The following is a 19,960-nucleotide window of genomic DNA, read 5'->3' as shown; positions in this document are numbered from 1 at the left end:
CACTTCCTAACAAAATGAAGTTCTCATTGCTAATTCAACCATCACGAGCATGGCGCGATAGGCTTCAAGAATATCCTTTGCTTGATAGCGTACGATCGTTGTATTTTCTTCAAGCTCTGTCCCAGGCATAAGACTTGCCCACTCGGCCTGCCCGTAATTGGCGAACTCAATTCTTAATAGTGGATCTTTCGGAGGAATAAGCGGCTCGACAAGCTGCTTATTTTTTAATGCAGCAGCTGTTTTTTCTCTTAAAAGCTCACCTGCTTTTGCAGGAGTGAGCGATTTAACAGCTGAACGGGTAATGGTTTCTTTTACGATCGCCGTTGTTACATGAGGAATCAGCTTTTCAGCCTCCAGTGCTGCTCGATCATCCCCAGCCACCATCAGAATAGGAACGCCATAATAGCCAGCAACATACGCATTTAAGCCCATCTCTCCAACAGCAACATCATTAACATACATATTTCGCACACCAAAGATCATCGAATGGGACATAACCCCTCTCATTGAAGCCCTTGCATGATAACCAACAAACATAGCTCCACTAAAGCTCGCATCCAGCCCCTGCACCATCGAATACGGCTTCACATCACCTGTAATGAGCAATGCCTCTGGATGAAGCTTCTCAATTAAGAGGTTATTCATTTTCGAATGACTATCATTTACTAAAACTTCCTTACACCCACTATTAAATGCTGCGGTAATCACGTGATTTGTCTCTTCTGTCATGATAAGACGGCTGCGCTCATAGTTATGCTTTGAAGAATCAACATGAGTATAATCTGCTAAACCTGTAATTCCTTCCATATCTACTGATACATATAATTTCATTTCTTGCTTGCCCCCCTTATATTTCTATTTAATGTTCTTCTTTTTCTAAAAATGACAAGTATGTACCAAAATAACTTTCCGATTAGCACAAATAAAAAATCCAGCTGTCAGAGGGGAAAGTTTCATCTCCAACAGCTGGATTTTATCTGCGTCAAACAGAAAAAGCAGCTTACTTATTTATTAATTGCGTATATTTAATACTTGCATTTTTAAAAGCAACCATCAAAGCCTTTTGTGATGAACCGAAGTAACGCTGCTCGATTTCCTCAAGCATCCTATCGACTTCCATAATTGACTTCCCTTTAAATAATGATCTTATGAACAAAGAAGTTAAATTAATAGTCGATGAACACTCTGCATCAACGATTTCATCTGTTTCTCTATCGATGACGAGTCCGATAAAGAAGCTATTATATTTTTGCATAATTGGATTGTTTAATGCGGTCTTACTGTCACCGACAATATAAACAGTCGTTTCCTGAAACATAGCGTGCCTCCTGCAGAGCAAGGATATTACGAGAGGTATTCATGTGGATAACATAAACATTCATCATAATGCATAGCCCTTAAATGAATTGTAATACAACAGGGACAGCAAGACAACATTTTTATTGGATTTTTCTAAATATTTAATTAACCGTAAGTTTTTTGATTGGTTTCAATCTATTTTCTTAAGCATATGACTAAGCAATTGCTCGCCTGTCAGTATGGCTTCTCCTCCGCCTTGAGCAAACAAGTCATTTCCTCCGCCTTTTCCATTTATTAATGGAAGAATATTGGCTGAAATGCTCTTCATGCTTAACGACGGCATTGAACCTTTTGCACAAACAAATTGCAGCTTTTCATCCGCTTCATTTATAAAGAAAACGAGTGATTCATTAGAAAGAGTCGTAATAGTTCGGGCGAGCTTTTGAATTTCCTGAATACTTCTGTTTTGGAAGACATTGCTGACAATGATTCCCTTTTCAGATTGCAGCGCATTCGCAAGTAAAGCTTTCGCTTCATATTCAATGAGCATTCCTTGTAGTTCTTCTATATTCTTTTCGAGTGTCTTCCCATTTTCAAGTAATCGTTTTGCAGTAGAGATAATTTTTTGTTCTGGAGCATTTAACAGCCCCGTCAATTCTTTAACAATCTTATGCTTTTCGTGAAACTGGCTCCGAACACGATTCCCACAAATGAATTGAACTCGCGTATTCTTCCGTTGCTTTTCCCAGCCCAAAATCGCAATCGTCCCAACCTCATCTGTCGATCTTGGATGTGTTCCACCACAGCCGTTATAATCAAATTCAGGTATAATGACAAGGCGAATATTATCCGTTACACTTAATTGCTTACGAAGGGAGTATTGAGACAATTCATCTTGTGAAACCCATTTTGTTTGGATAGGGCGATTTTCTAAAATAATTTGGTTCGCCAAGTCTTCAGCCGCTTGAGCTTGCTCTTCCGTTAATTCCTCAATATCAAGATCAATCGTTAATGTTTCTTTTCCTAAATGAAAGGAAACTGTTGCAATATCAAATAATTCCACAAAGGCCGCTGTTAATATATGCTGTCCAGCATGCTGCTGCATATGATCGAATCTTCTATTCCAGTCAATCTGACCTGATACCTCTTTGGTCACATCGCGGATTTTCTCTTTTAAATAATGACGGATTTCCCCATCTATTTCTTCAACATCAATTACTTCCATCTGATGAACTTCCGTATGATGAATGGTACCAGTATCGTGCGGCTGCCCACCACCAGTTGGATAAAAGGCCGTTTTTTCTAAAACAGCATACCATCTTCCCTCTTCATCTTGTTCTTGCTTTAATAAGTTTGTCACAAATGAGGTTATGTATGGATCTTTATAATATAGTTTTTTCTCAGTTACATTTTTACCGTTTATTTCTGCTGACAAAGTAATCATCTCTTTTCGCTTTTTTTCATAACTTTAATTTGCCTGAAAACATCATTTTTCACAAGATTTTTCCTCTTTTTTATCGATATGGATTTTGCAAGTGACCACCGCTACCTCTTTTTCTGCAACCTATGGTCTCATTTACACTCTTTGAGACCACCGCTATCTCTTTTTCTGCAACCTATGGTCTCATTTACACTCTTTGAGACCACTGCTATCTCATTTTCTGCCACCTATGGTCTCATTTGCACTCTTTGAGACCACTGCTATCTCTTTTTTCTGCAACCTGTGGTCTCATTTACACTCTTTGAGACCACCGCTACCTCTTTTTTCTGCAACCTGTGATCTCATTTACACTCTTTGAGACCACTGCTATCTCTTTTTTCTGCAACCTGTGGTCTCATTTGCACTCTTTGAGACCACCGCTACCTCTTTTTTCTGCAACCTATGGTCTTATTTACACTCTTTGGGACACTGCTAACTCTTTTTCTGCCACCTATGGTCTCATTTGCACTCTTTGAGACCACTGCTATCTCTTTTTTCTGCAACCTATGGTCTCATTTGCACTCTTTGAGACCACTGCTACCTCTTTTTCTGCAACCTGGGGTCTCATTTGCACTCTTTGAGACCACTGCCATCCCTTTTTCTTTTGACTGTAATTCATTATAAGTTAACCTATCATTATACGTTTAAAGCTATCCAATAAAAAAACTGGGCAGTTATTTTTGCCCAGTTCGAGATAGCCTTTTAGGTAGAAAATTAGTCAAGCTTAAACTGATTCGCTAAGCTTTCCATATCATTTGCCATATTGACAAGTGTTTGTGTTGCTGCTGATATTTCTTCCATGGAAGCAGCTTGTTCTTCTGATGAGGCAGCAACGTTCTGCATTTGATTCGAAATATCCTTCGATATGGAGGCGATATTTGTCACTTGATGATTCGCTTCCTTAATTTCATCTTTAATGCTAACGGTAGCGTTTAGAACTGTCACTACGTCTTCGCTTAATTTCTTGGTAGATTCTTTAATTTGATTAAAGGAGTCGCCCGCATTTTTTACTTTTTCGATTCCTTCATGGACGATTCGGTTTCCTTTTTCCGTCAGGTTGACTGCTTCCTCTGTTTTACTTCCGATTTCATATATAATTGATTTAATGCTTTCGATGCTACTCGATGTTTCCTCTGCTAAACTACGAATTTCCTCCGCCACAATCGCAAAGCCTTTTCCATGCTCACCAGCTCTTGCACTTTCAATTGATGCATTTAAGGCTAATAAATGAGTCTGTTTGGAAATATTCATAATGATGTTCAATATATCATTAATACTGTTTGATTTCCCTTTTAATTCGCGCATGGTCAGTGCAATATCCTCTGTACTTGATTGAATATGACCCATTTGCTCCATTGATTCTACAATAATCGTATTGCCCTTCATTGCAAATGATGAGACCTCTAACGAATCTTGTGACGTAATTTGGATTCTTTCTGTCATTTCATTCGTTCGTTCCGTTATTTTTTGGAACACATTTTGAATACTTTCCGCTTCTTTCGATTGATCATTTGCCGATTCTGCAATATCTTGAAATGTTTTAGATACTTCATCAACAATTTTCGTAATTTCTGAGGAACCAACAGACAACTCTTCCGTCGAAGCCGCTAATTCCTTAGATGTCGCTGAAGTTTGTTGTAGCGCACTTTTTAAGTTTGTCACCATTGCATTGAAGTTTTCATTTAATGTATGAACTTCCCCAGTTGCTTTTATTGTTTGCATTTCAATACTTAAATCACCCTGTGATATTTGCTTCGTATATTCTGTCAAACGTCTTAATGGAAGGATTGTTCTCCTTACAAAAAGAATGATAATAAGAGCGGCAATTAATAGGGAGGCAATCCCAACAAATATCGTTGAGGAGGACATGCTCCATGTTCTTTCTGTAATAATTTCTGCATTAAAATCAATCGCACTGATGGCAATAATTTCACCATTTCTTTCATGATTTTTAAAAATAGGTGCATAACCTGTTAAACGCTTCATGCCTGCGTATTCATATATTTCAGAGAATACCGGTTCTTTTGTATCTAAAAGAGCTTTTATTTTATCAAGTTCAATAGGTGTTTGATCACCTACTTTAATACCTTGTGACTGTGATTTCGTGTCTGCAACCAGAACTTTTCCATCTGAAGAAATAATATATTGGTTTTCGAAAATCGGCTTCATTTCTGTTGTCCAATCGATCTTCTTGCCAACTTCTTCTGCCTTCGCTGGAGAAAGTGAATTAAGCTGATTTACTTCATCGACTGATAATAGTCCAGTCGTTATATTGGCACACCCATAAAGCTCCATTCCAGCAGATTCTTTAACCTTTAAATAAGTCATTCTATTATTTGCAAATGAAATGATCGCTAAACTAAGAAGAATAACAACAGCAACAATGACAATCAATCGATAAAGTATTGATTTTTTCAAGTCAAACCACCTTTTCTATAACTAAAGTCCTATAAATCATCTCTTTATTATAATTGATTATCTCTCTATATAGTGTTAAATTCATCACATTTTACAAAAGATTAACAATTATGAAGGTGCAATAAGTAGGATAATAGGTACTATACACCTTTTCTTATCTATTTAGAACTAGTTTTTGGTGGAGTAAAACGTTTGACTTAGTGTAGCTTTGGAATAAAGTTTAATCAAATGTATTCCGCAAAAACTCATTCTAGGTCAAATAAAAAGAATCCGTTTTGAAAAAAGATTAATCAAAATGGATTCTTCTCTTATGAATTAGTATGCATTTTTAATAAAAAAGTTTGATCATTTTAATCCTATGATCTTCAGCAATCGCGCCGTTTGTGGAGTAACATTTTTTTTAAGTATTTTGCTTAATAGTTTCTTCTACGTAAGAAAGAAGATTACTGTAGGGGGAACTCCCTTTCAAAAATTCTGATACCACATTCAAAGGTAATATCACCATATCCTTCTTTTTGGAATAAAGAACACTCTTTGAGTTGTTATTATTAAACTCAAGATTGGGTGAATAATTACGTACTGAATCAGACTCAAACCAATAAAAATCTTGATTAATATTATTTTTTATAACCTCGCCAATATACGCACCTATACGATTCACTAAATTATCAAAATGTTTATTTAACAGTTCAGTACCAAACTCCGTATTCATTAATCTTTTTACATAGATATCAACATAACGAATGCTTTCAATAGTGAAGTCTAAATTTCTTTTAGTAAGGTTTTCTTTATCCCATGAATCATCTGATACATCCTGATACATTAATTTTGCTATACCTTTTAAATCATCTTTTTTTAATTTTGCTTTATATAAAAAACTAAACATAATGGATTTTCTCCTTTATCAATCGTCTACAAGTACCGCTATGATAATTATAGTTCATATTCAACAATATGGCCCGATTGTTAAATAAGCAAGTAAATAGAATCCCCGTATTACATTTTAATATAGAGGTTTTGTTCAAACTTTTTTATAAACGGTTAAACTTTTTTATAAACGGTTAAACTTTCTTCAAAACGGTACGACTTTTTTATAAACAGTACAACTTTATTTCAAATCCACACTTAGCGCTCTTTATACTCATCTTTTCCTGCAGCGATCTCGAAAACTGCCATTAGGTCCTTAGAAAAATCAAGGACTTCCTGTGTATTTTGATTGATGGTCATTTGCCAATAAACTTGTCTATCCTCACTCACATAATGCAGTTCACTTAACATCTCCTCAAGACTTCGCTTTTCTATTCTGCTTGAATCAATAGGAACAGTTATCATTTCCTTCTTCTCGATAAATTGCTTAGCAAATTGTTTTAGCTCGTCTTCAGTCATTCGTTCAGAATCATTAATTTTTAATTTCGTGTAAATTTTTTTCTTGGCAGCACCAAGAATTTCACCATTCAATGGATTTATGGCAACAGTATACATGTCAAATTCATTAAATATATTCGTAATTTTAACAAAATATAGACCGCTGGAAGCTTTATTCAGCTGCAATAGATAGGAATCCACTTCCTCCTGTTCTAAATTTAAATCTTTAATTGCACTGGATAATAGTGTTTTCAGCTGATTATAATCAATGTTCTTCAATTCGATTTCGACGTTATCCATGCTTAGATGATGATCATAATACTTACCAATAGCATTTAAGCTTAATGTCTTGATAGCTTCCTCCGAAAGAACGGTGTCACTCTTTACATTGAATTCCTGCTTAGCTTTCAGCTTCTTTACCATTACTGTATCTTTAGGAATAGAGTGATAGAAACCTGAACATCCTGCCAGCAGTAAAATGACAATGCCTACTAGTACAACTCGAATAATCTGCTTCATTAGCTCTCTCCCTAAATAACTATCTTTCTTGAAGTTTAAATACAACTCGGATCGTCGTTCCATGTTTCTCCTTACTTTCAACCTCAATAGAAGCATGGTGTAAATTCGCTACGCTCTGACAAATAGATAAACCGAGTCCTGCACCATTATGTTTTCTTGTCCGAGCCTTATCAACCATATAGAATGGTTCAAATAGTTTATCAAAATGCTCTTTCGGAATTCCTACTCCTTGATCAATCACCTCTAGCACAGCCCGATTCTCTTCACAATACGTTCGAATCACGATTAGACTATTTTTTGGTGATGCTTTAATGGCATTATCAACTAAATTCATAATTACCAATTTCATTAAATCGCTCTCAAACTGAAGCCTACAGCTTTGACATTCCATCCTAATCGCAATTTGTTTCTCTTGTGCGTTGATTATTAGTAATGGCAATATTTCCTCTACCATTTCTTTTAAATCATGAATCTTCATTTGAAATTGATCCTCTTTTAATAAAATCAAATCCATCAGCTTAAAAGAAAGCGATTCAAGCCGTTTAGCTTCACTGCTTATCACGCTCAAACCATCTACAAACGTTTCCTCATCATATTTCGTTAAACGTAAATAATTCGCGTAGCCCATAATTGAAGTTAATGGCGTTTTGATCTCATGCGTAAAATTCTGAATAAATCGTTCCTTTTCACTATTACGCAACTCCAACTCATTAATCGTTTTCTCCACAACTTCGGCCATCACATTGAAGTTATTAGCTAATATTCCAACTTCATCTTTTGAATGAATCGATACTCGCTCTGTAAAATCACCCCGTGCAATCACTTTCACGGTTTTAATTAATTTATCAATCGGTCTTGTCAGCCCTTTACTAATAAAGACCATGATTAACATATATATTAAGCAAGCAGCAAGATCCATCTTAAGAAAGAACTGATATTGTTCTACTCTTTCCTGATAGAGATGTGTAATATCCTTCGTATATGTAAACAAATATGTTTTTTTCTGGACCTCAATTAAATTCGTTGTACTAAGCAATGTTTGGTTTTCAACATCCCGTAAAATATAGCGTATCTCTCCAGTCTCTATACCTTCAGACTCTTTTCGCAACTTAGGCAATGTTAGATTTTCATTGCTTCTATAAATTGGTAGGTTATTTTCATCATTAATTTCGATGTAAATTTTCTGATTATGATTTTGGAAGATGAACTCATTGGCGATTTGTTCTAATACAGTCCGATCGTAATCATCAGAATCATAAATATGCATAATCGGCATAATCGCATTGACACTCGTTTGAATATTCATATTCTCGTTCAGTGTGCTCGTGATTTCCTGATCGAGCATCTTACTATGATTGCGTTCAATAATTAATATGGACGACAGATTAAAAATCAGTACAAACGTTAGAAGTGAGTATAAATAAATCTTTTGCCAAAATTTCATCCTTAAACTAATCCTCCAACCGATAGCCAATTTTATAGATCGTTTTTATATGATCATGTAAATTCAGCTTTTTGCGCAAAGATTTTATATGCATATCTACAGTTCTTGTTTCACCAAAGTAGGCATCTCCCCATACCCGATCAAGTAACTGCTCACGTGACAGTGCAATGTTTTTATTTTTCAATAAAACAAGAAGCAAGTCGTATTCTTTCGGTGTTAGCTCGATAGTTTCCCCATCTAATGTAACGGCTCTTTTATGTAAAAACAGCTTGACATTATTAATTTGGAAGAGCTTCTCTCCCTTTCCGAATCTTCGAAGTACCGTCTCAATCCGTGCTAAAAGTTCAATCGCTTCAAATGGTTTGACCATGTAATCTTCAGCACCAAGTTTGAGTCCGTTCACTTTATCAAATACAGAATTTTTAGCTGTTAGAAAAATAACTGGAATGTCATAGCTCTTGATTCGCTCCATTAAAGCGAAGCCGTCCAAGCCCGGAATCATAACATCCAGCAAAATTAAATCGAATTTCTCCTTATTGATAAGCTCCAAAGCTACTAAACCATCAAATACCTCCACAGTATCGTAGTTCACTAGATTTAAATTCATTTTAATTATTTTCGATATATTGACATCGTCTTCAACGATTAATATTCGCTTATTCAAGGGGCATTGTTCCCCTCCTTTTTCATCGATATATGCCTATTACTAACATCTATTTGTAAATATTGCAATGTCAATTATAGCAAAAGTCATATTTTTCAATCACAAAATCATAATTATTAAGAGGGGGAGATTCATCCTTTACAACTTCGTTACAACTTCATCTAACTTCTCATATATCGGACATCTAAACTAATTTGTATATAGTGAAACTTCAATCAGTGGGGGTTTTCCGATGCACAGGATGTGCTAGTAACAGACGTTGCGACAGGACAAGGAAGGCTTCGTCAGCGATACATCGCACGACCAAATGAGAAGCATTTGGGAGGACGTCGCGTTCTTAGTCTGCCCCATCCCCCACTGATTGTTAGTTGGACTAATCGGGCATTTAGGGGCTGTTAGATCCCCCACTTAGAATTTTTTGTTTCCACAACTTCTTGAAGTGGGGGGCTTACAGCCCGTTGATGCGGGATAAAGGAGTGAATGAAATGAGGACTAACAGATGGATTAGCTTACTCGGAGCTAGCATACTTACTATCGGACTAACAGCTTGTACAAATTCTCCAGAAGAAGCTGATTCCTTAAATAATAGTCAAACTGTACCACAAGGTAAGACGGCTACTGACTCGTTAGCGCAAACAAGTAAGGAGTCTAAAGGAATTGCAAATAAATATAATCAAGATCCAACTTTATATGCCCTTGTCAATAAAGAGCTGAGCTTAGATAAAACATATGAACCTGATGATTTGGTGAAAGTAGATGTTCCAACCGTGTTAGAGAATCCAGAGATCAATCAATTAAGACAAGTAGCTGCTGCTGCCTTAAAGGAAATGTTTGCTGAAGCAAAAAAAGCAGACATCTATTTACATGCCCGTTCAGGTTATCGCTCTTACCAAACTCAAGCTCAGCTTTTTCAGAATTATTCTGCTAAGCATGGTGAAGAGGCAGCTAATCGTTATAGTGCAAAAGCTGGCCAGAGTGAACATCAAACAGGACTTGCTATGGATGTTACGAGCGAAAGCGTGAACTTTGAGCTTGTCGAGAGTTTTGGAGAAACGAAAGAAGGAAAGTGGCTTCGGGAACATGCACATGAATATGGGTTTATAATTCGTTATCCAAAAGGGAAAGAGCAAATTACGGGCTATATGTATGAACCTTGGCATATTCGCTATATCGGGGTGCAATTGGCAACCGACGTTTACAAAAGTGAATTAACTTATGAAGAATATTTAAACGAATAAGGAGGATATGGATCATGAGAGCAACTAGAAGCAAGTCTAGGAAACAGCTCCGAACATTTATCATGCTCATAATGATTATTGGTCTGCTTGGCGGTCTTTATTATATAGGCAAAGACAAAGTCCAGTCACCCATAACTAGTAATCAATTAAATAAATCGAATCCAGCGAATCCTAAAGCAGATGACGACACCTTTACAACTATTCGAATTGCTGCCGCTGGTGATATTATGTTTCATGCTACACAGCTTGAAAGTGCCTATGAAGCACAAACGAAAACATATGATTTCAAATCTGTTTTCGAGGACATAAAGCCGATCATAAGCGCCGCCGATCTAGCTATCGCAAACTTTGAAACTACTACAGCTGGGTCAAGTCTCCCTTATACGGGATATCCAATTTTTAATTCACCAGATGAAGTAATCGATGCCATTCAATATGCTGGCTTTGATGTCCTAACAACAGCGAACAACCATAGCTTGGATACAGGCAGTAATGGACTAAAGCGCACAGTTGAAACATTGAACAAGAAAGGGATAGAAACAGTAGGAACCTATCATAAAAAGCCGGATTCACACGTTTTAATGAAGGAAGTTAAAGGAATTAGAATTGCCATTCTTTCTTATACAGAAAGCACGAATGGTTTGGGGAATCAGTATCCGGCTGATGATTTAAACGCGATGATTAATCTCATGGAAAAAAAGAGGATCATTGAAGATATTAAGGAAGCGAAGAAACTTGGCGCAGATCTTATCATCACCTTTATGCATTGGGGCGATGAATATAAGGAAGAGCCCAATGCGAAGCAAATTGAATTTGCTCAGCTGATGGCAAATGAAGGTGTAGATATCGTATTAGGAAGCCATCCCCATGTCATTCAAAAGTCAGAGCAGATCGAAGCTAAAGACAAAAAAACGTTCGTCATCTATTCCATGGGTAATTTCATATCGAATCAACGAAAAGAAACCATAGACAATGAGCTGACAGAAGATGGAATCATCGTCAATTTCGATATTCGTAAGAACAACCAAACGAATGAAACAACCATTCAGCAAGTGGAATATATTCCAACTTGGGTATATCGCCATAAGGAAGCAGGAGAATCCAAATATACATACCGTATTCTTCCTGTAGAAACTCATTTAAACAATAGTGATATTTCCGAAGAATTTAAAAAGCGAATGGAGCGCTCTCTAGAGGCAACAGTCTCCCAGATGGATAAAACTCCGTTCTAAAAATTGGGGTTTATTCCAGCGGGAATGTGGAGAGGAAATTTTCCTCTCCGATTTCAATATATTTATATTAATTCAGACAGCTCTACTCAAAATCTTCCTTTGATATAGCGATAGAAGGGTAGTGGACAATTGTAGTTAAATCCGTATCTAACGGCACACTATAGACCATATAATAGGCATCTTTATTATCTGCTGCAAGTTGTTTTATTTTTTCCTTAGTACTCTCAAGGTTCGTGGATGCATATACTACGGCGACTACACCAACAGAATCTTCTACCCAGCCCTTCAAAATAAGTTTTAATGGTGATTCTCCATGTAATCCTTCATCAACCATTTGCCAGTATTCATTGTTCATTCTCTTTATCCCCTTTTAGGTTTCTATTTTATGGCAGAATAAATCTCTTCAATTGTCTTTTCAATATTCACTTTGCCACTTAAATAACGGAGTTTATGTTTTTCTTTTCCAAGTGTTTTCATTAATTTAGAATAAAATCCATGGCTTAAGACAGACGTCTTGACGAATACATAATCATAGCCAGAAATAATTTTGAAATCTCGATTGATTAAATCGACATAAACTAGTTCAACAAATGGCAATACTTCATTCACTTTACGCTGCCAATTTTGATGTCCACCCATTATAATGATTTTCTTTTTGGCTATTACCTTGATCATTTCCTCTAAAGGGATGGATGATGGTACCTCTTCTTCCCTTGTAAATATGTACTTCCGTAATCCGACAACTTCGCTCTCTAATTCTTGAACCATGTTATTATCTTCATTCTGTGTTAATTGCTTTTGATAGGAATTCACTTGTGTTTCGAGATCTTTGATTTGTTGAATATAACTACTTTCTTTCGCAAGGAAGGCAGCTTTTTCTTGTTCGTATTCTCTATTCATTTTTGCTAGTTCTTTAGACAACTTATTCACTTTTGCTAGATTTCCCTCATGTGAACCATCAGTTACGACCTGCTCTAACTGTGAATAATCTTCAATGATATATTGAGTATATAAAACAAAAATAAATAAGATTATTTGTTCACGTTCAGACAATTTCAGACTTTCAGATATACTTACACACATATATAACAAGGATTCCCATGTTTTCTTCGTAAATTGATTTACTTTCATAAGTTCTGTCAGTTGAACACCTTGATTATGAGATAAATTTACAATTTCCCCGAAAATTTGATATAAAAAATCTTGAGAATGACAGTAATCCAATAGCTCATCTTCGGAAATTACTCCATTTCCCGCTTTTACTTCTAAAAAATCCGTAATTAATTGTTCGATACGTAATTGTTCTTTAACACTAATCGATTTACTCCACTCATTCTTAAGTTCTTTATTGATGTCAAAATACTTAGCAATAATCGCTCTATATCTTTTATCATTATCTAGGCTATATTTTATATAGCCCTCGTGACCATTAGCCCCTTTTCTAAGCTCCTGAATCATTTGAGCCAGTCTTTTATTAGAGATTTTTTCAATTAATGATTTCAAATCCAGAGGTGAACTAAGAGGAGCAGCGATATTACCTATACAAATATGATAAAGATGCAATTGGAATTGAAAATAATCTTCAACACGATTATATTCACCTAAATGAATTAATTCTTTCATTACATTGGATCCAGATATGCTCAAATCAAGGTTTGGGGCGTGAAAACTAATGAATTTAGCCATTGCAATATCAAATAAAATGGATTCTTCATCATAGGAGTAACCTTTTTTCTGAAATGTAAAATACGATTGGATCGTAAAGATAGATTCCAGCTTGAAGTAATTCCATATAGGTTTTACACCTTTTTTTATGAGAGTCAAAGTTTTTGTAAATTCATTTTGTTCAAGCTCAAAATAGACAATTCCTGCTAATCTGCGTAGCGTTTGCATTCTCATGTATGGATATCTGATGGCTGAATGTTTAAATTGTATCCCTCTTTGAGAAGCCTCATAATACTCTACTTCTTTTTCTAAATATATTTTATTAATATCTTCTGCAATGAAATCTTTTGATGCTAAAGCTTGTATAAATAAAAATAGGTTAAACTGATCTTCATTCGTTTTGGTTACATACTCTTTTAAGTTCAGAGTTAAGTCATTTAATTGTGTCATTGTCATATTACGACGACCACTCCTTTTACTTGGACTTTCTTCGTTTATAAGTGAAAAAACTAATGATAATAAGTAAAGCGATAAGGATTGAAACAACTAAAGAGTAAATAAAGTGATCGAAAAATAAGCTCCAAGACCATTGGGTTCCGTCAATAATTATCCAATAACTAATTTGATTTTGAAATAGCAATTCCATCTTGTTCCCCGAAGATTTCTTGATAATTAAACCATAAACTAACTGTCGAAATAAGTGAAATGAGAAAAACAACAATAAGAGTGAATGGACGCTTTACAGAAAAATTCTGTAACATCGGAAAAATAACTAATAGTAACACAAATATGAACAATAAAAACATAAAGAATACACCTTCTTAGTTTACCATCATAATTTCCCTTATAAAATAACCGCCAGCTGTTAAATAAAATATAGGAGCAAAGCAGCAATGTTTGATTTTGCTACAGAAATAACCCACAATAATGTCAGTGAATATTAGCCATAAAAAAAACCCAAAAATTAGATTTTTCAGGTCTAACTTTTGGGGTTCAGTTCATCATTCTGAATGACTCTTTCCTATCTATCACAAAATTAAATACGCAATCGGTGTGACAAAAATAATCGTTAATATCACACGCTCTATCCAAATAACGACAAGCTTTGGAATAGAAATTGGGATTTCCGTTGAGACAATACATGGAACAACAGCAGAGAAAAAGATAATCGACGATACCGATACGACCGCTATCACAAATTTAACAACTAAAACAGATTCTGTGACGAGCAATGCAGGCAGAAACATTTCGGCAATTCCAAGTGCACTTGCTTTTGCAACGAGCATTGGTTCTGGTAATTGCAGAAGTGCTGTAAATGGATAAAAAATATAACCGATCCAATCAAACAGCGGTGTAAACTCAGCTAGAACTAGTCCTAATAAACCGATCGATAAAATGGATGGGAGAATCGCGATCGCCATTAACAAGCCATCTTTTAAATTTAGCTTAATATTATTAAGTAATGTTGGAGAAGTGGCAACTGTCGATTTAGCCTCATCCCACGCAATGGCAAGGCGGTTTCCACTAACTTTCACTTCTGGCTGTGGGGTTGATCCTTCATAATATTCATCCTTCATTTTAGAAAGCGGCCAAATTCTTACTGTGACCGAAGTGACTAAAAATGTAACAACTAATGTCACCCAAAAATAACTATTCCACATTTCCATCAAGCCCAAAGTTTTTGCAACAATGACCATGAAGGTTGCGGAAACAGTTGAGAAGCCAGTGGCAATAATGGCTGCTTCTTTTGCTGTATACTTTCCTTCCTTATAAATCCGATTCGTAATTAATAATCCTAATGAATAGCTGCCAACAAACGAAGCGACTGCATCAATGGCAGAGCGCCCCGGCGTTCTCCACATCGGTCTCATAACTGGCTGCATTAATACACCAATAAATTCAAGAAGACCATAACTAACGAGTAACGCTAGGAAAACAGCACCGATCGGAACGAGTAATCCGACAGGAACGACAAGTTTATTAAATAGAAATGGGCCCATATCTGGAGCGAAGAGCCATGCTGGTCCAAAATGAAAGACAAGCATGATTCCAACTATTAAACCAATTACTTTAAAAAAAGAAAAGATTATATTTACCGTCGACTTTTTCCATGTCCCAGATAAAAATGGATATATGGAGCCTGCTGCAATAACGAGCAAGCCATAATAAGGTAAGGCAGATGCAGCATGTGTTTGGATATAAGAGACGATATGATCAAGCATAATCGAATTCTTCTCACCAATCGTTACTGGAACGAAAAACATGAAGGCACCAATAAAACTATAAATAAAAAACTTCCACATTGCAGGAGATTCGTATGTCATTGTCGTGATTTCTTGATGTTGCTTATTCACCTCTTGATTCGTATTCATATTAAATCTCCTTCCCAATCCCTTTATTGTTCGTATTTTATTTTATAGATTTCCCAGTAATAAATTGTAGCCATGCATAAACACCAGTCTTAACGGTTTCGGCAACATTGGAATCCTTGCTTGGATCTAAACAAACAAAGTCAATATGCTTCACAGCTTGATGCTTGCCAATCTCAAGTAATGAATCGAATAATTCCAGAGCCGTCATTCCTCCAGGAGTGGATGCTGGAACCCCTGGTGCAACAGAAATATCGAGGACATCCATATCAACTGTCACGTAAATACGATCAACTGTCGGAGCTAACTGATTGAGTGCTTCTTGAATCGTCTTTACAACCCCTTGCTTACGCGCTTCCTTTAACGTTACCATTTGGATATTGTGGCCTCTGGCATAATCAATTAACGGCTTTGCATTAAAATAGCCATGTAGCCCGATATTGATGACATGTTCCCCTTTAACAATGCCACCATCAATTAATTGCCGAATTGGCGTCCCGTTCGCTGGACCTAATTCAGCAGGGTCTCTTACATCGAGATGTGTATCAAGCTGTAAGATTCCTATCGTTTCAGCTTGATAGACTGATTTAATTCCTCGGATAGAACAAGCAGTTATGGAATGATCTCCACCAATCATACAAGTCAATACTTGTGGATAACTTGTTACTAATGCAGCTGTTGTCTCTTCAATCCGCTTATGGGATAACAGAATATCTGTTGTGTGCATGGCAATATCCCCTGCATCCGCTACTTTAAACGTCGTTAAATCGACCTCTTCGTCCAAATTATAGGTTGCATATCCCTTCCACATCCTTCGAAATTCAGAAGGGTATAAGGAAGCACCAGAAACACTAATCGATGAGCGTGAAATTGGAGCTCCGTAAAGGATAAGCTCCGGTTGCTCTTTCATTTCGTGGAGGGGACGTACCCATTGATGAACATAAGTAGGCTCCCCTTCTACTTGATTCCAAGACCATTCTGGTTTTTGCAGCCAATTTCCCCTCATGATCTCACACCACCTGAATGCCTTTTTTCCATACTGATTTTACATGGTTAACCCCAAATAAATATTGTAGCTCTTGATAGTTTTTTACATCCCATAAAACAATGTCTGCTTGTTTGCCAACTTCAAGTGAGCCGACTATGTCTTGACGATTAATGGCACATGCTGCATTGTACGTTGCTGCTGTTAAGCTTTCAGCAGGTGTTAATCTCATCGAAATACAGGCTAAATTCATCACAAGCGGCATCGAGGTTGTTGGAGAAGAACCAGGATTACAGTCGGTGGAAATTGCCACAGCAACACCCTCGTCGATCATTTTTCTTCCGGCAGCTGCTTCTTCACGTAAATAGAGCGCGGTTGCCGGAAGTAAACAGGCAATCGTTCCTGACTTTGCCATCGCTTGAATTCCTTCATCTGAAGCTTTTAATAAATGCTCTGCTGAAATCGCCCCAACTTTTGCCGCTAGCTCTGCACCCCCATATGGTTCAATTTCATCGGCATGAATTTTCGGTATTAAACCGAGTTTTTTCCCAGCTTCTAAAATTTTCTCAGATTGCTCGGGAGTATAAACTCCTTTTTCGCAGAAAACATCATTGAATTCTGCTAGCTTCTCCCTCGCAACAATAGGCAGCATCTCATCAATTAAGTGTTGTACAAAATCATCTTCCCTTCCTTTGAATTCGGAAGGAACTGCATGTGCTCCCATAAAGGTCGGAACGAGATCAATAGGGTGCATGTCTTGCAGAAGTTTCATAATCCGCAGCTGCTTTAACTCTGTTTCTAAATTCATGCCATATCCACTTTTTCCTTCAACCGTTGTTACGCCATGCTGAAGGAATGAATCAAGCCTTCGTGATGTTTGTTCAATCAATTCTTCATCTGTCGCTTCACGTGTCATGCGTGTTGTCGCATGAATGCCACCACCAGCATTCATTATTTCCATATAGGTGGCACCTTGAAGACGCATTTCAAACTCCCGCTCTCGACTGCCTCCATAAACAACATGCGTGTGTGGATCAACTAACCCAGGCGTTACTAAATGACCTGCTGCATTCACAATCTCTGCTTCATCCGCTCTTGCAGAAAATAATTCTTCTAGCTCTTTCGTCGTTCCAACAGCTTGAACCATTCCGCCTTCTACCCACAAACTTCCATCTTCAATTAACCCAAGCTCTGACATCGCCTCTTTTGAACGAGGATCTTTATTCTCTTGTGCTAGAGTAGCTAACTGTGTAATATGTTTAATCCAAATTGGTTTTGTCATGTCAATTCATTCCCTCTTATTAAAAAACTTGGGGTTCGCCAAAGTTTTTCGGCGAATGCCTTAGTTTTTCAACTACTATATTTCCATTGGCAATAACGCTCATTATTACTTCAGCATTGGGATATTTACCCCTTTTTCGCGAGCTGTTTTCTCTGCTAATTCATAGCCTGCATCAACATGTCGTACAATTCCCATACCAGGATCCGTTGTCAGTACACGCTCAAGTCGTGCTTCTGCTTCCTTCGTGCCATCGGCAACAATCACCATTCCAGCATGGATGGAATAGCCCATTCCGACTCCGCCTCCATGGTGTACTGATACCCATGTTGCTCCCCCAACAGCATTAATCATTGCGTTAAGAATCGGCCAGTCTGCCACAACATCTGATCCATCCTTCATTGCTTCAGTTTCCCGATTCGGTGAGGCAACAGATCCAGAATCTAAATGGTCTCTCCCAATTACAATCGGTGCTTTCAGTTCACCTTTTGCCACCATTTCGTTAATAATTTTTCCAAAGCGAGCACGTTCACCATAGCCTAACCAGCAAATACGTGAAGGCAGACCTTGAAATTGAATTTTCTCCTGTGCCATACGAATCCAGTTGCATAAATGAGTGTTATAGCTAAATTCTTGTAAAATCACTTCATCTGTTTTATAAATATCCTCAGGATCACCAGAAAGCGCTACCCAACGGAAAGGACCCTTTCCTTCACAAAATTGCGGACGAATATAGGCAGGAACGAAGCCTGGGAATGCAAATGCATTTTCTACACCTTCGTCTTTGGCAACTTGACGAATATTATTGCCATAATCAAATGTAACTGCACCTTTCTCCATCATTTCAAGCATGGCACGAACATGCTTCGCCATTGACGCTTTTGAGAGCTTCACATATTGTTCAGGATCATTTATTCGAAGCTCTGCCGCTTCTTCTAAAGACATTTTTGACGGAATATAGCCATTCAACGGATCATGTGCCGATGTTTGGTCTGTTAATACATCTGGAATGAAGCCTTTTGCAATCATTTCAGGCAGCACATCTGCAGCATTTCCTAATAGCCCGATCGACAAAGCTTTTCCTGCTTGTTTTGCTTCTTTAGCTAATTGAATCGCTTCATCAAGTGAAGTTGTTTTTACATCTGTATAGCGTGTTTCAATCCGGCGGTCGATTCGTGTTTCATCAACCTCAATGGCAATACAAACTCCTCCGTTCATAGTGACCGCTAATGGCTGAGCACCACCCATTCCGCCAAGTCCAGCCGTTACGGTAATCGTATTTTTTAATGAGCCATGATAATGCTGCTTTGCCAGTTCGGCAAATGATTCATATGTTCCTTGAACAATTCCTTGCGAACCTATATATATCCAGCTTCCTGCCGTCATTTGTCCATACATCATTAAACCTTTTTTATCAAGCTCATGAAATGTATCCCAATTCGCATATGCAGGAACAATATTAGAATTTGCTAGTAATACACGAGGGGCATCTAAATGTGATTTAAAAATAGCGACCGGTTTACCAGATTGAATTAATAGTGTTTCATCATTCTCTAACTCTTTCAGGGACTTAACAATCGCATCGAAGCAATCCCAGTTACGAGCAGCCTTGCCAATTCCCCCGTATACGACAAGATCCTCTGGCCTTTCCGCAACTTCCGCGTCTAAATTATTCATTAACATTCGAAGTGCTGCCTCTTGCTGCCACCCTTTCGTATTCAAATCTGTTCCACGATAACGAACTACTTTTTCACTTGAAATCGTTTCCATTTTATCTGCCTCCTTTAATTTATATTTTCATTTTATAAGGAATGTTTTGAAAATAATTTATAGTTTAGTGATATTTTTATGAAATATTTCATAAATCTCTGTATTTATTTCTGTTATTATAAAATATTGATTTTAATAACAATTAGCTTTTTTATAATGTGAAGGTGATAGGATTTCTTTTGGAAAAACAATCTTGAAAATGAAAAAACCACTCTAAGCGGTCCATGCAAAGC

The 19,960-nt window shown here is 37.0% G+C and carries 17 protein-coding genes; 2 read left to right on the top strand and 15 right to left on the bottom strand.

Annotated elements, in window-relative coordinates:
* Positions 1-6 precede the first annotated feature (6 nt).
* From dppA to KDN24_RS03655, 8 genes are all read right to left on the bottom strand, one after another.
* Complete coding sequence (gene dppA / locus KDN24_RS03690) at positions 7-831, bottom strand: D-aminopeptidase DppA (RefSeq protein ID WP_491348311.1); 825 nt, start codon at positions 829-831, stop codon at positions 7-9.
* Between the two features lie 169 nt (positions 832-1,000).
* On the bottom strand, positions 1,001-1,318 hold the full coding sequence (locus KDN24_RS03685) for a DUF3870 domain-containing protein (protein WP_409975344.1): 318 nt from the start codon (positions 1,316-1,318) through the stop codon (positions 1,001-1,003).
* A 171-nt stretch (positions 1,319-1,489) separates the two neighbouring features.
* The gene (locus KDN24_RS03680; RefSeq protein ID WP_409975343.1) at positions 1,490-2,734 is read right to left on the bottom strand and encodes an alanyl-tRNA editing protein; all 1,245 of its coding nucleotides are present in this window, start codon (positions 2,732-2,734) and stop codon (positions 1,490-1,492) included.
* 759 nt (positions 2,735-3,493) lie between these two features.
* Positions 3,494-5,197, bottom strand: coding sequence for a methyl-accepting chemotaxis protein (locus KDN24_RS03675; protein WP_409975342.1), 1,704 nt, complete (start codon positions 5,195-5,197; stop codon positions 3,494-3,496).
* Positions 5,198-5,597: 400 nt separating this feature from the next.
* Entirely contained in the window at positions 5,598-6,083 is a 486-nt protein-coding gene (locus tag KDN24_RS03670) for a hypothetical protein (RefSeq protein ID WP_491348310.1), read from the bottom strand.
* A gap of 239 nt (positions 6,084-6,322) precedes the next feature.
* On the bottom strand, positions 6,323-7,081 hold the full coding sequence (locus KDN24_RS03665; protein ID WP_409975340.1) for a hypothetical protein: 759 nt from the start codon (positions 7,079-7,081) through the stop codon (positions 6,323-6,325).
* A 19-nt stretch (positions 7,082-7,100) separates the two neighbouring features.
* Positions 7,101-8,525, bottom strand: coding sequence for a sensor histidine kinase (locus tag KDN24_RS03660; protein ID WP_409975339.1), 1,425 nt, complete (start codon positions 8,523-8,525; stop codon positions 7,101-7,103).
* Positions 8,526-8,532: 7 nt separating this feature from the next.
* Positions 8,533-9,189, bottom strand: a complete 657-nt coding sequence (locus KDN24_RS03655; protein WP_409975338.1) for a response regulator transcription factor — start codon at positions 9,187-9,189, stop codon at positions 8,533-8,535.
* A gap of 485 nt (positions 9,190-9,674) precedes the next feature.
* Between KDN24_RS03655 and KDN24_RS03650 the strand changes: the two genes are divergently transcribed.
* Positions 9,675-10,427: a M15 family metallopeptidase gene (locus KDN24_RS03650; protein ID WP_409975337.1), complete on the top strand. Its 753-nt coding sequence runs from the start codon at positions 9,675-9,677 to the stop codon at positions 10,425-10,427.
* Positions 10,428-10,441: 14 nt separating this feature from the next.
* A complete protein-coding gene (locus tag KDN24_RS03645; RefSeq protein WP_409975336.1) occupies positions 10,442-11,659 on the top strand; it encodes a CapA family protein in 1,218 nt (405 codons plus the stop codon).
* Between the two features lie 82 nt (positions 11,660-11,741).
* On the opposite strand, the gene KDN24_RS03640 is transcribed toward KDN24_RS03645, so the two are convergent.
* From KDN24_RS03640 to hutU, 7 genes are all read right to left on the bottom strand, one after another.
* Complete coding sequence (locus KDN24_RS03640) at positions 11,742-12,014, bottom strand: hypothetical protein (RefSeq protein ID WP_409975335.1); 273 nt, start codon at positions 12,012-12,014, stop codon at positions 11,742-11,744.
* Positions 12,015-12,037: 23 nt separating this feature from the next.
* Complete coding sequence (locus KDN24_RS03635; RefSeq protein WP_409975334.1) at positions 12,038-13,780, bottom strand: hypothetical protein; 1,743 nt, start codon at positions 13,778-13,780, stop codon at positions 12,038-12,040.
* A gap of 161 nt (positions 13,781-13,941) precedes the next feature.
* Positions 13,942-14,130 (bottom strand): hypothetical protein, encoded by a 189-nt coding sequence (locus tag KDN24_RS03630; RefSeq protein ID WP_409975333.1) that lies wholly within the window; start codon positions 14,128-14,130, stop codon positions 13,942-13,944.
* A gap of 222 nt (positions 14,131-14,352) precedes the next feature.
* Positions 14,353-15,648: a YjiH family protein gene (locus KDN24_RS03625; RefSeq protein WP_491348461.1), complete on the bottom strand. Its 1,296-nt coding sequence runs from the start codon at positions 15,646-15,648 to the stop codon at positions 14,353-14,355.
* Between the two features lie 85 nt (positions 15,649-15,733).
* A complete protein-coding gene (locus tag KDN24_RS03620; RefSeq protein WP_409975332.1) occupies positions 15,734-16,699 on the bottom strand; it encodes an agmatinase family protein in 966 nt (321 codons plus the stop codon).
* A 4-nt stretch (positions 16,700-16,703) separates the two neighbouring features.
* A complete protein-coding gene (gene hutI, locus KDN24_RS03615; protein ID WP_491348309.1) occupies positions 16,704-17,960 on the bottom strand; it encodes an imidazolonepropionase in 1,257 nt (418 codons plus the stop codon).
* Between the two features lie 105 nt (positions 17,961-18,065).
* Positions 18,066-19,727 carry a urocanate hydratase gene (gene hutU, locus KDN24_RS03610; protein ID WP_491348308.1) on the bottom strand — a complete coding sequence of 554 codons (1,662 nt, stop codon included), beginning with the start codon at positions 19,725-19,727 and terminating at the stop codon, positions 18,066-18,068.
* Positions 19,728-19,960 lie beyond the last annotated feature (233 nt).

It is taken from the genome of Cytobacillus sp. Bva_UNVM-123 (assembly GCF_046351715.2).
In the GTDB taxonomy this organism is placed as follows: domain Bacteria; phylum Bacillota; class Bacilli; order Bacillales; family Cytobacillaceae; genus Cytobacillus.
This window is presented reverse-complemented; position numbering and strand designations above follow the sequence as displayed.